Raw genomic sequence first — 14010 nt, forward strand, 5'->3', positions numbered from 1 at the left:
GAGAAGCCTCAAAAAATGTGTGCCGGAATTTTTAGGATTACCTTAGTGCCAAACCCCTTTTTACTATGTACAGTTACTCCATAACCAGGTCCATATTTCAAATGGATACGTTCCTGGATATTAGACAGGCCAATGCTTTTATGTTTCTCATCTTTTTGTGGCGCATTCATTTGTTTAGTCAGCAATTCCAAAATATCTGAATCAATACCTTTTCCATTGTCGGTTATTTCAATAGTCAACATGCCATTAAGGATATTAGCAGAAATAATGAGCTGTCCATTAGCAGTCAGCTGAGAAAATCCATGGTTTATTGCATTTTCGACTATTGGTTGTATCAAAAGTTTATTAATTAGACAGAGTTCGGCATCCTTTTCAATATGATATTCTATAATAAATTTATTACTATAACGTCTTTTCTGTATCTCAAGATAATTGTGTATGTAAGCTAGTTCTTCTGAAAAAGGAATTTGATCTGAATTATCGTAAGTAATATATTCTAGCATGTCGCTAAGTGCTATTGTCACTATTTGAACATCAGAATGTCTTTCCAGGATAGCCAATGAGTAAATTGATTGAAGCGTATTATATAAAAAATGAGGATTTATTTTTGATTGCAGTGCCTCGAAATGCGCTTCTTTTTGACGGAGACGTTCAAAATAAACGGAATCAATAAGATTTTCAATTCGATTTAGCATCTGGTTGTATCCATTGTATAGTTGGTTAATTTCTTTGTAGGAATCCGCAGGGTGGATTTTTTTAGTTAGATTATCATAGTTAATGTTTTCCATCTGGTTTGCCATGAACTTCAGCGGATAAGTGATTTTTGCTGAAAGATACATAATAATTAAGATGGTTATAATGACAGCAGATGTAATAATTGTATAAATTGTCTTGTGAACATTCTCCATGCGAATTTGCATGTCTGACATATCAGAAGTAATTACAACCTGCCAATCATTAAAAGATAAGGGCAGAGAGACTTCAAGCAGTGTCTTGTTGAATTTAAAAGGTTCTTTTAAAGTGGATAAATCCGAACTATAGTAAATATTGTTACTTTTATCCAATATATAAACCTCGAACCCCTCTTTTTTTAAAGGGGTGAATAACTGGTCAAGTTTAACTGTCTGGATACTCATAAGTAGTACACCGCAATTATTTTTGCTGTGGTTTTTATAATCTCTAATGGGAAGTGCAACCATAATTTCTTTACTTTTTGATAGTTGATTATAATAGTTTGGATAGTCTATTGGGTAATATTGGGGTTTAATATGTTCAAAGTCAGGATAGTTATTCAATAACTGATGTATAAATTCATCGGGAGTAAACTGAATAGAAGGAACCGTAAAGAATGTATCCTGGTTGAACACGAAAATACTAGAAATCTCTTCTTTTGCTTTAATATTAGAAGAGATCAGCTGGTTGATGGATTTATGATTAAGAAGCCGGGTGTAATCATCCACTTTATCGTGGTTTTTAAGAATGTCTATTAATGAATCTGTAGTAGCAAAATTATATAAAGTATTATTTATTCCATCAAAAAAAGTATTTAGATTGTATTGTACCTGGTTTATAATCTGGTGGCTGTAGCTCATGGATGTTTCCTCTATGGATGTTTCCATGTGTTGACTGATAATGAAGCCGAGCCAAAGAAAAGCCAAGGTATTAAAAGTTGTCAATACAAGAATTAATATAGTAGAAATGCTTAATTTTATTTTACGCATAAAGCGGTCCCTCACAATACTTAGTAATTACTTAAATTGTATTATAATATAGGAGATGGTAGAATTCAACATAAACAGGGTGATTAGAACATAATCTGAATATCTGACTATATCGTATTTTAGAAATGTACGATATAATCCAATTATTAGAAAAAAGGAGGATATCAATATGAGGAAGAAAGTTTTGGCAGCTCTTTTATTTGGTACTATGGGAATGACTTTGTTGGCAGGATGTGGACAGAGTAAGGAGACAATTGATAGTGAAGTGAAAGAAGAAAAATCAAGTGAAGTTTCATCTGCTAGTAATGTTAGTGAAGAGGTGGATTACAACAAAAAGTTTACGTTGAAAATTGTTGGGGCTGGAGAAAAGGAAGATAGTATTGATGTTGCGATGCGTATCTATAAAGAAAAATATCCAAATGCCGAATTTGAAATTATCACAAGTCCCTGGGGTGATGGTGGAAGTGAAACACGTGAAAAAGAATTAGTTTTGCTTAACAGCGGTGACATTCCTGACATTGGAAAGATGGTTTGGGGAAAGGAATTTGCCAGAGAAGGACTTTTGATGGACGTGACGAATGAAATTAAGCAGATGGAGATTTATCCAGAATTATCCGAGGGACAGCTGGAACGTATGACCTATGATGGAAAGAACTTTGGCATGACCTTTGGAAATAATTGTATTTATATGTATTACAATAAAGATATTTTGAAAGATGCTGGATGGGAAAAACCGCCAACAACAATTGATGAGGTAACAAAGCTAGCCAAAGACATTAAAGAAAAAGACTTAAAGACCATTGATGGTAAGTCAATCTATTTGACCAACTTTGAAGGTGGAAACTGGGCTACGGATTACTGGTTATGGGCAAACGGAGGAGAACAGATGAATGAAGACTATTCTAAAACCCTTATTGATTCACCAGAATCCATTAAAGCTTTTACCTATATGCAGGACCTTGTGAAAAATGGAAGTGTTCCTAAAATAGATGGCACTGGAAGCCAACTTTGGCTGAATGGTCAACAGGCACTCCTATTTAGCGGTGAATGGGATCTTGAAGGGACCAAAGATGCGGGAATCAGCTATGGTATAGCAACGACACCTGTTGGTTCAACGGGGGAAAATACGGTAAGTATTGGCGGTGTCGAATGGGGAATTTTTGAAGGCAGTGAACATAAACAGGAATCACTGGACTTTATCAATGTCATGGTATCAAAAGAATTTGCCTATGAGGCTGGAAGAGGAGTGACAAATTTGTCGTTTTATGACGATCCTGAAAGACAGAAAGTGTGGGAAGAAGAAGGTGTTCTAGATGCTAAATTAGTTCAAAGAGATCAACTCAAACATACAAAATATAACTTCTTGGAAGCACCTTATAAATTTCCGGATGCATCTAAAATATATTCCGATGCATTGGAAAAAGTTCTTGTAAGAATGGATCCAGTAGAAGAGACCATGAAAGCAGCAGCGGCCGAAATTAACGCAGGTCTTGCGGAAGCTAACTAAATTAGGCTGTTTATATAATTTTTGATGGTGGTCGTGTATTACATGGATCGCCAAGATCAAACGTATGGGGCTGCTGCATGCTAAAACTTGTAAAGTACAATACTTAATGCAGCAGTCTTATAGTAATATAGGAAGAAACAGGTGGTATTATGAAACTCAAAAAGAGGAAAAATTCGGATATAGGGTTCGTGGCAGTGGTGCTCACTCCCGCTATGTTATATTTTGCTATGGTATATTATTATCCTACAATTATGAATGTGTATTATATGTTCTGTGATTATAACTTGATTAAAAAACCAACTTTTGTAGGGCTTAAAAATATCATGAGGTTTTTTAATGACAGCATTGCACTGGGAGCTTTCCAAAATACCTTTATTATAACAATTGTCAGTGTACCTCTAGTGATCATTATTGCAATGCTTATATCCATGATTCTATTTAGCATTACCAAGTTCAGTGGTTTTTTTCGAAGTACGATTTTTGCAACTTATTTAACTTCTTTGGTGGTGGCAGCTATTGTCTTTAAAAGTTGGTTCGGCTCTGAACTGGGATTCCTAAATGGTTTGTTGGTACAATTTGGAATGGAAAAAGTTCCGTGGCTTTCACAACCGGGTACTGCAATGTTGGCAGTTATTGTATTGTCTGTGTGGAAATATATCGGTTATTATGTGGTGGTATTTCTGGCAGGTTTTTCTAATATAAATACAGATTTGTATGAAGCGGCGCAGATCGATGGAGCAAATGGGGTACAGCGTTTCTTTTCAATTACAATACCGCAGCTGATGCCAACAATTATATATTCTTCGATTATTGCCACAATTACATTCTTACGCTCATATCCTACTGTATTGGTATTGACGCAGGGAGGTCCTTACAGTTCCACACAGACTGTTATGATGTATATGTTTGAACAGGGATTTAAGTCCCGTAATGTGGGTTATGCGTCTGTTATTTCTATTGCCCTAATTATTATTATTCTGGTTCTGACCGCAATTCAGATGAGGTTTTCAGGTGCATTAAAAGGTGAAAGTGAGGTCTGACGATGAAAAAGAAAAGAGTTTTGTTGAGTGTTTCAAAATATATTGTTATTTCATTAATAGCGATAGCAATGGTGCTTCCTCTGATATGGCTTGTCTCGGCATCGTTCCAGGGGCCGGGTGAAATCTATCAAATTCCCTTCCAGTGGATTCCGAAGAATTTGTTATTCAGTAATTATGTGACAGCTTGGAAATTGGGTAATATGGGTAGTGCATTTATATCCAGTATATGTATTTCAGTGTTGTATATTGTGTTACATGTATCATGCTGTACTTTGATTGGATATGTGTTTGCTAAATTTAATTTTAAGGGAAAAAATATTTTATTTATGCTGGTACTCTTGACAATGATGATACCACAAGAATTAACTTTCTTCCCTGTATATGGACTTGCCAAAAACATGAAAATATTAAATCGGTATATTGGAGTTGTATTTCCTTTTTGTATCAGTGGATTCGGTATTTTTTTTATGAGGCAGTTTTCTGCTTATGTGCCGCAAGAAATCCTGGAAGCGGCCAGAATAGATGGATGTGGTAATTTCAAAGCATTTATAAAGATTGCAGTACCACTACTAAAGTCAGCAGTTGCAGCATTAACAATATTAGCCTTTTCGTTTATATGGGATGAATTTGCCTGGTCTAAGCTGGTATTGAACACTCCGGACAAATTAAGTATACCAATTATGCTTACTACACTTTCAATAAGTTCAACAAATGAGATAAAGATTTCAGAGCTGCTTGCAGCATCTGTTATTGCAATGATACCAGTAATTATCCTTTTTGTTCTTTTTCAAAAGCAGTTTGTAGAGAGTATAACACAATCAGGGGTTAAAGGATAAAACAAAAGAAGAAATTTAGGCAGGGGGAAGAAAAATGAGAAGAAATTTTTGTAAACAAGTATGTGCATTTGTTATGGCAATCACTATGATATTTTCGTCTATTCCGGTATCAGCACAGCAGGTTACGACGGAAAATTTAGAGCCAGAAAAAACAATAGTAACGGAGCAGGAGGAAACGAATGCAACTAGGCAAGGTGAAGATGAGACAATAGTAACGGAGCAAGGTGAAGATGAAACAATAGTAACGGAGCAGTTTGAAACGGAATCTATAGATCAGTATGAAGTAAAAAGCCATGATAATAAGGCAGAATTAATTCAGGAAGAAAAAGAACCTGAAGTAATAAAAGCAAATATCTACAAGGAGGAAGAACTTCCAGAAGATTTTCTTGACCTATCAAAATATAACAATATATCTTTAAATAGACCTGTATGGTCAAACCTGGAAACATATAATAAGGCTGACCACCGTGAGAAAAATCTAACAGATGGAAAGCTTGATAGTTTTGTACAGGTTAATGGAGAGGTTGTAAGTGGAAAAAATGACTGGGAGCTAGTGATAGATTTACTAGAGCCGCAGTCCATCGATATGCTAGTATTCCGTAAACTTAATATCGGCGGGAATGACAATAATAATGCTGCCATATATGGAATCTCTATATCACAGGATAACAATAACTGGTGTCAATTAGGGGAAATGGTACAAGAAGCAGAACCAAGCTTTGATGATATGTATTTTGTACCCGATGTTGCCTGTCAGGCCAGATATGTTAAACTGACGCTTCCGCAGGCAAGTAATTGGGCTGTTGCAGCCGAACTTGAAGCTTATCAGAAAAAAAACGATGGAGGAACAGAGGAAATACCGGAAGTCCCGGACTTGAGTGAATACAAGAATCTTGCAAAAGGGGCAAAAGCATCCATGAATGAGCCATCATACAACGGACGTCCTGCTGAGCAGGCGATAGATGGAAAGCTTGATACCTATGCACAGGCTAGCAATGGGCAGAAATTTGACCTGGTTTTAAAGTTAAAAGAAAAAACCACCATTAATACCTTAATTATGAAATATTATGGGTTTGGCAGTGGCACTCAACCGCAGCGTATCAGGCACTTTAAAATAGGAGTCTCTGAGGATGGAGAGAACTGGACGGAAGCCGGTCAACGCAAGGTTGGGGACAATGAGTTACATAGTGATATAGCAGCAGTATTTGAACCGGTGGAAGCAGCTTATGTAAAATTTGAAATGATAGAAGCAGAAGAGTGGATGGCGGTTAATGAACTGGAGATTTACGACACTTCGAAACTCCCTGTGGTAAAGAGTAATTATGCAAGCGGTAGTTTGCTGGGAAAAGGGGATAAGATTTTTTTGACGGTGCCTTTTGATGCGGCTATCTATTATACAGATGATGGAAGTGATCCGATTACTTCGGGGACAAAAAAGATTTACAGTCAACCAATAGAAGTGAATCAGGATATTTCGATTAAGGCATATGCGGCAAAAGAAGGAATGCGTGATTCGGACGTGATAGTTTATGATTATCAGGTGCGGTACATAGATGCCTCGCCTATGTCAGGAATTGTATCTGCTGGTACAGAGATTGCATTGACCAATCATTTAGAGAATTCGAGAATTTATTTTACTACAGATGGAAGTGATCCAGTATCATCAATAACCGCTAAAGAGTATACACAGCCCATTACGGTAGAAGGGTATACGGATATTTATGCATATTGCAAGCTCAACGATGGTTCTCAGGGATCTCAGGTATATCGTTTCTTGTATGCCACTGAAAATCTTGTGGAAGGAAAAAAGATTGAGGCATCTTCTGCGAAACCAAATTTCGAAGCGTCCAAAGCAATAGATGGTGATCCGAATACAATGTGGCAGGCATCCAATAATAAATCCGGTGAATGGATTAAAATTGATCTGGGAAATTACTATGATTTTGATTGCATGAAAATTATCTGGGCAGATGATGATGCGAATTATAAATATGTGATAGAAACATCTTCAGATACTTATATGTGGTATACTTATTTTTCAAATAAAGGCGGAGTAACTCCTACCAAGGAGCATGTAATACCGAATTTGGAAAATCATCGCAGATATTTTAGAATTAAGGTTTTGGAAGCGGCAACTGGCAAAACCTATGGCATTAGGGAAATAGAATTGATGGGGGGGAAAAGCAAGGAGGTTCCAGAAATTCCAATGTATGATGAACCAGACACTGATCTTTATGACAGGGTGGTGGTCAATCCACTGCCGACTGAAGTTGAGGGAGTTGCTAATCCGCAGGTGACACTTAACGGAAAATGGAATTTTACAATGTATCCGCAGAATGGTTTTTGGAGAGATTCTGTTGATGTCTCAGGATGGGATCAGGCGAGTATTCCAGGAGAATTAGATGCACAGGGGTATCCCGTATTTAATCCGGAAGATCCAGACTGGACGGGAACATATGGCAGTGCAGTACATTTCCGTAATGGTACCAATATGGAATACGCCTATAAGAAGCAGGTCTTGGTTCCAGAAGATTATAAGGATAAAAAAGTCTTCCTTCGAGTTGATAAGTCATTTAACTTCTCACGTATATGGGTAAATGGTCAATATGTCCGTGAGCACAGGGGGGGATATACCGCATGGGATGCAGATATTACAGATTATGTAAATCCGGGAGAAAATAATTGGATTACGGTGTCACTAGTAGATGAGTGGAGTGATAACCTTGGGTTTGTAGAGCTGCAATCATTCAGAGGAATTTTAAGTGATATTACAATGTATGCGGCATCGAAGAGTTATTTAAACCGTCTGCATGCAGAAGTAGATCTGGATGATCAGTATGAGGATGCTACTCTTACTGTGATGGGCAATGCGTTTCTTGAAGATGGAAAAACTGCCGAGATAAAGTTGGAATTAAAGGATATGAACGGTGAAAATGTAGAGCTATCCCAAGACAAAATCCAGATTACAGAATCATTCCAAGACTACAGCGTAGAACTTCCAATAAAGAATCCTGAAAAATGGGATGCGGAGCATCCGAATCTATACGAATTGACTGCATATCTTATAGTAAATGGTAAGTCTGTGGAGACAGTAAGCAAAAAGATCGGTTTCCGAGAGATAACGATTGATGGTACTACTTATATGATCAATGGAGTTCCAATAAAACTTAGAGGTGTTAACTATCATACCGTTTATGGGACAGATTCTCTTGCTTATGGGCTTGAGGAAGAAAAACAACTTTTAGAAACAATAAAGAAAAATAATTTTAATTACATACGTGCGGCTCACTATCCACTTTCGGATAAGACGCTGGATCTTTGTGATGAACTGGGTATCTTTGTAGAACAAGAAAACTCCATCTGTTTTTCTGGAGGACCCTTGGGTTCTCAAAGACCATGGACAGAACATCATGAGTTTTACAGGGGATATCTTCTGAATGCAGTTAGTGAAATGGTTGAAAAAGATCGCAGCCATCCAAGTATTGTGATGTGGTCGATTTCCAATGAATCTGGATGGGGATCGAATCACGATAAGACAAGCCGTTACATCAAGGCAGTCAATCCATCTATTCCTATAAAATTCTCATGGGGAGGTAATGTACCGGATGATGCGAAGATCGATATTCACAGTAATCACTATAAAATGGATGGAATAGGACGGAATGGGAGACCAACCGTTTGGGATGAATACGCACATTCATACAGTCATGGAAATGAAGGAGATATGCGTTTTGACCCTGGATTTAGGGAACATTACTATCAGGTAATCAAACAAAATTGGGAGGAGATTTATAAAGATCCAAGATGCTTGGGAGGAGCAATCTGGGATTTTACAGATAATACCTACGAGGGTAAAAACCGTATGTTGGGAAATACGAACTGGGGGCAGATTGATGTATGGGGACGAGATAAACCAGAAATCTGGGCAACTAAAAATATATATTCTCCAGTGCAATATAAAGGTGAAAATGAGATAACGAAGTTGCAGATGAAGGGCTCATTGCTTTTGCCATACGAGAACCGTTATGAAACGGTAAGCTTTAGCGATGATGATTTTGAGATTATATATACTATAAATGGAGGTTCAGAAGGTAATCTTACAAGTAACATTGCTCCGAAACAGACAGATAATATATCTGTGCCGGCACCTAAAGAGGGCTGGAAAGCAGGAGACAAGATTATGCTTGAATTTTATAAGACAACATCTGGTATCCGCCGAAATGTATACACCAATGTAGTAACTGTTGGAAAAGCCTGCTATTCATTTGCAGAACCCACAGGAGCTGCTCCGCAGATAGAGCAGAATGATAGTATAATTCAGGTAAAGGGTAAGGATTTTGCAGTTACATTCAGTAAGACGACTGGTAAAATCACCATTGGAACCTATAAAGAAGAGACGGTCCTGACTGGCGGACCTCACTTAAATATGGGAATGAACAACCTGGGGACCTGGAGCCTTAACAAAATTTCAGGAGAAATAAAAGACAATCAGGCTATAGTCACGATTGATGGAGCTTATGGCACTATGGGATGCAATTTTAAGATAAGCATTGATTCAGAAGCAAGAATGGAGACAGTGTATAGTATTAAAAATACTTCTAATATAGATGCTTATGAGCTTGGTATCGCCTATGACCTTTCAAGCAATGCAGACACCCTATCCTGGATGCGTCAGGGATATTTAAGCTATTACCCTGAAATTCAGATGGGGAGGCTGGAAGGAACAGCCGTAAAGGAAAATAACTGGAAACGTGAATATGGTGTAAAACCAACTATGGAATGGAAGGATGATGACAAAGATTTTTACAATTTCTGGCCTGAAGATGGAAGCGGGCTGGGAACCAATGATTTCAGATCATCTAAGATTGGTATCTACTATGCTGAAATGGGGATATCAGGATCTAATACAGTTGTTTCTGTGTTTGGGGACGGAGACGGGTCAGTGCGCGCTAATCTCAATAAGGATTCAACAGTACGGCTGAATATTAATAATAGATGGGGATATCCAGTTAATGGGTTGGCAGGTATTGGCAACAAGGTAGTAAAAGTGACTCCTGGGTATACTAATAAAATTGTAGTTCAACTTGCTGATACAAAAAATAATTATAATAGAACGTATTCTTTGGAAGATGAATCGGAACAAGATGTAGACAAAAGCCTATTGCAGCAATTCTATGATGAATGCAAAGATTTTGATCAGGATAACTATATGGATAATACATGGAGTAAGTTTACTGAAGCGCTCTGTGCTGCCGGTGATATTCTTCGTGAGGTTACAGCTACCCAACAACAGGTAGACGATTGCTTAGCAAACCTTAGAGAAGCGGCAGGTGCTTTAGTGGAAATTCCAGCAGACAGGCAGCTTCTGTCCGCACTTTATGAATCTATCCATGGCATGGACTTGAATATATATACGAAGGAAAGCGCAGCCAGAATACAGAAAGCACTGTCGATGGCCAAGGAAGCGTTAGAAAAGGAAAACTCAGCGAAAAAGGAAATCGCCCTGGCCCAGGCAGAACTGTTAACTGCCCTTGCAGGCCTTGAGAAGAAGCCGGCAGAAAAAGAAGTAGATTACTCTATGGCAGAGGTAATCTATAAAGCGTATCGAGATCTGAACACAGGCAGGTATACCGAAACAAGTGTACGGATTTTTGCAGATGCGCTGGCGGAAGTTGCAAGGATTGCAGAGAATAAAAATGTGTCACAGGATAAGGTAGACAGCGCAGTGGCAAGGTTAATATCGGCAGCAACTGCTTTGGAACTAAAACCGGCACCAAAGCCAGTCACACCAATAATAAAAAAGGGTGATATCATTTCTTTTAAAGGGCTAAAATACAAAGTCTTGAACGCAACACCGGGAAAAGCGACTGTTTCCGTAGTTGGAGCAAAAAGGAAAACATATAGGAGTATCACAATCCCATCTACTGTAATTTTAAAGGGGTTGAAATGTAAAGTCACAGATATCGGGACAAAAGCTTTCTATAAATTTAAATCACTTCAGAAAATAACAATCGGTTCTAATGTAACCAGTATTGGAAAGCAGGCGTTTTATGATGATGCAAAATTAAAACTCATTACAGTAAAGACAAAACAGTTAAAAAAAGTGGGAAGTCAGGCATACAAGGGGATTTCTAAAGAAGCAGTAATTGATGTCCCCTCATCTAGGAAAAGAACATACCAAAAAATCTTTAAAAACAAAGGCCAGGGAAAGGCTGTAAAAATCAAGTAGATAGAAAGTCCTTCACCGCAGGGTGAGGGACTTTCTTAAAAAAGAAAATAAGAGGAAAATATTATGGAATGCAAAAAAATTATAATTGTATTTAAAACACATTTCGATATTGGGTTTACAGACCTGGCACAGAATGTGCTGAAGTATTATTCGCAGGAACTGATGCCGACAGTGGTCGATGCGTGTAAAACTGCAAGAGAGAAAGAGCCAGATCTCCCTTATGTATGGACGATGTCCTCATGGCCATTAAAAAAAATTTTGGAGTCAGAATTAACAAAGAAGGAAACCCTTCAGAATGCTGAAAAATTAATTCAGAGAGATGAACTTGTATGGCATATGTTACCCTATACTACCCACACAGAGTTTTGTGGAGTGGAAGAATATATTCGTGGAATGTATTATGGAAAAAGGTTGTGTGATAAGTATGGTAAAAAATTTATCAGTGCCAAGATGACTGATGTTCCGGGGCATACGCGGGCTCTCTCAGGAATTCTTAACAAAGCTGATATTAAATTTCTACATTTGGGGTGTAATCCTGGCTCTATGCCGCCGGATGTTCCTAGATTATTCTATTGGCAGGCTCCTGATGAAAGCAGGGTCTTGACATTTTATAACAAGGGTGGTTACGGTTCTAGCATTCTCCCACCTGAGGATTGGGAATTCCCAATATGGCTTGCGGTAATGCAGACCAATGACAATCTGGGGCCGCATAGAGTTGAGGCAATTGCTGCATTTATTCGGGAAGCAAAGGAAGTATATCCAAATGTTGAAGTAAAGATCGGGACTTTGGATGATTTTTATGTGGAGCTAATGAAATATCCAACGGATCAAATTCCAACAATTAATGAAGATATGTCTGATTCCTGGATCCATGGAATTGGTTCATACCCTTTGGAAGTTGGCCGCATCAGGTATGCAAGACATCTGATTGATGAGACTCAGAAGTTGACGTCGTTGTGCAGAGATGATACGATATGTTCCAAAGAAATTTTGGAGCAATGTTATGAAAACAGCCTTTTATTCGGTGAACACACCTGGGGATTGGATGTGAAAAGTACGTTGGGACACGACCGCTGGTATCATAAAAATGAATTTCAGTTACATCTGCTGGATGAGGCTTGCAGGAAAATGGAAGAGTCATGGCAAGAACAGAGAGACAGGGAAGAGTTATGTACACAAATAATACAGAGATTTGCAGGGGAGCAGGCAAAGCGTTTGGCTGATAGTATCGCAACAGAACAGCCTCATATTACGATCTTCAATGGGCTTGGATTTATAAGAAATGAATGGGTAGAGCTTCCGGAAATGAAGGATATAGAAGGGAATATCACTCTTATAGAACCGATTACGAAAAAGAGTTTCGCAGTAAAAGTAGTTGATGGAATAAGGAAAGCCTGGATTACGAACATTCCTGCATTAGGGTATATGACTCTGTTTGTAGCCAGGCAGGAGGCAGAAGATATCACGGATAGAACAAGGGACAAAGAGGTAACATTTGATGAAGCAACAGGAGTTTTTGAAAACCAGTTCTATAAAATTATTTTTGATAAGAGTCTGGGCACAATCCAGTCGCTCATTAACAAAAAAACCGGTAAAGAATGGGTAGACCCAAAAAGTGATGGCCTGTGTCAGTTTCAATATGATGTTTTTGGAAGCGAAGATATTACAGAGTATATCCGGTCATATACGTACCGGTTTTATGACTGGCTTGTGAATGACCTTGGGAAGATGGAATATCCAGAACAGAAACACGAAAAATATCTGATAAAAGAGGCATCCTTTAGTGAAGAGAACTTGGGAAATGGTAGAAAAGTAGTTATTACCTGCCAAAACCAGATGGATAGCTACCAGAAATATGGAAATAGTTATCAGGTTATTATGGAAGTATCACTTTATGGCAGTGAAGATATGATTGACATAACAGTATCACTTCCCGACAAACAGGCAACACCATTTGCCGAGTCAGGAAGTATTCTATTCCCATTTGCGGCAAAGGATGCAAGAGTTACTATGAATAAGATGGGACAAGTGGTTGATATAGAGAAAGAAATTGTTAAGGATGCAAATCACGCAATGTATTGTTGTGAAAACTGGATAAATGTGGAAGAGAAAGAAGATTGTGTTACATTGATCTGCAAAGAATCTCCGCTGAACTCTGTGGGAGAAAACGGAATCTATCAATTTCATCGAGAATACCAAAACGCTAAACCGGTGGTTTATAATAATCTATTTAACAACATGTGGGGCACTAATTTTCCACAATGGATGGGAGGCACTTTACGGTACAATTATAGGCTGGTATTTGGGAAAAAGACTTCTGCGGAAAAGTTTAGAAGTGCATATACATTTACGAGTCCAATGATAATGGAATATTCTGAGGGAGGAAAAGTTGCGGGCGATTTTCCAGTTCGGAATGAATTTTTGATAAAGGGTGAGGATATACATGTTCTAACGATGAAGAAGGCAGAAAAAGAGAAAGGTACCATACTGAGATTTATTGACATTGGTGGGGAAAAAAGAAGTGAAAAGTTGCAATTTGCTCAAATATATAATGAAATCTGGGAATGTAATTGTTTAGAAGCAGCCAAAGAATGCATAGGGGTAAACACTCAATTCATCGAAATTAGCTTGGGTCCATATGAAATCAAAACAATTCTTCTAAAAGACTGATTTCATT

Annotated in this window: 6 protein-coding genes; 5 read left to right on the top strand and 1 reads right to left on the bottom strand. The window is 38.0% G+C overall.

The window, feature by feature from the left end; all coding sequences use genetic code 11:
* Positions 1-8 precede the first annotated feature (8 nt).
* Complete coding sequence (locus CD03_RS0123730) at positions 9-1721, bottom strand: cache domain-containing sensor histidine kinase (protein WP_027295752.1); 1713 nt, start codon at positions 1719-1721, stop codon at positions 9-11.
* A gap of 169 nt (positions 1722-1890) precedes the next feature.
* Between CD03_RS0123730 and CD03_RS0123735 the strand changes: the two genes are divergently transcribed.
* From CD03_RS0123735 to CD03_RS0123755, 5 genes are all read left to right on the top strand, one after another.
* A complete protein-coding gene (locus tag CD03_RS0123735; protein WP_027295753.1) occupies positions 1891-3228 on the top strand; it encodes an ABC transporter substrate-binding protein in 1338 nt (445 codons plus the stop codon).
* A 149-nt stretch (positions 3229-3377) separates the two neighbouring features.
* Positions 3378-4268, top strand: coding sequence for a carbohydrate ABC transporter permease (locus tag CD03_RS34610; RefSeq protein WP_052377946.1), 891 nt, complete (start codon positions 3378-3380; stop codon positions 4266-4268).
* A gap of 2 nt (positions 4269-4270) precedes the next feature.
* Positions 4271-5104, top strand: coding sequence for a carbohydrate ABC transporter permease (locus CD03_RS0123745; protein ID WP_052377947.1), 834 nt, complete (start codon positions 4271-4273; stop codon positions 5102-5104).
* Positions 5105-5138: 34 nt separating this feature from the next.
* On the top strand, positions 5139-11333 hold the full coding sequence (locus tag CD03_RS0123750; protein WP_027295755.1) for a glycoside hydrolase family 2: 6195 nt from the start codon (positions 5139-5141) through the stop codon (positions 11331-11333).
* A gap of 63 nt (positions 11334-11396) precedes the next feature.
* The gene (locus CD03_RS0123755) at positions 11397-14003 is read left to right on the top strand and encodes a glycosyl hydrolase-related protein (RefSeq protein WP_027295756.1); all 2607 of its coding nucleotides are present in this window, start codon (positions 11397-11399) and stop codon (positions 14001-14003) included.
* Positions 14004-14010 lie beyond the last annotated feature (7 nt).

Origin of the sequence: Robinsoniella sp. KNHs210, from assembly GCF_000686105.1 — a bacterium.
Lineage (GTDB): Bacteria > Bacillota > Clostridia > Lachnospirales > Lachnospiraceae > Robinsoniella > Robinsoniella peoriensis.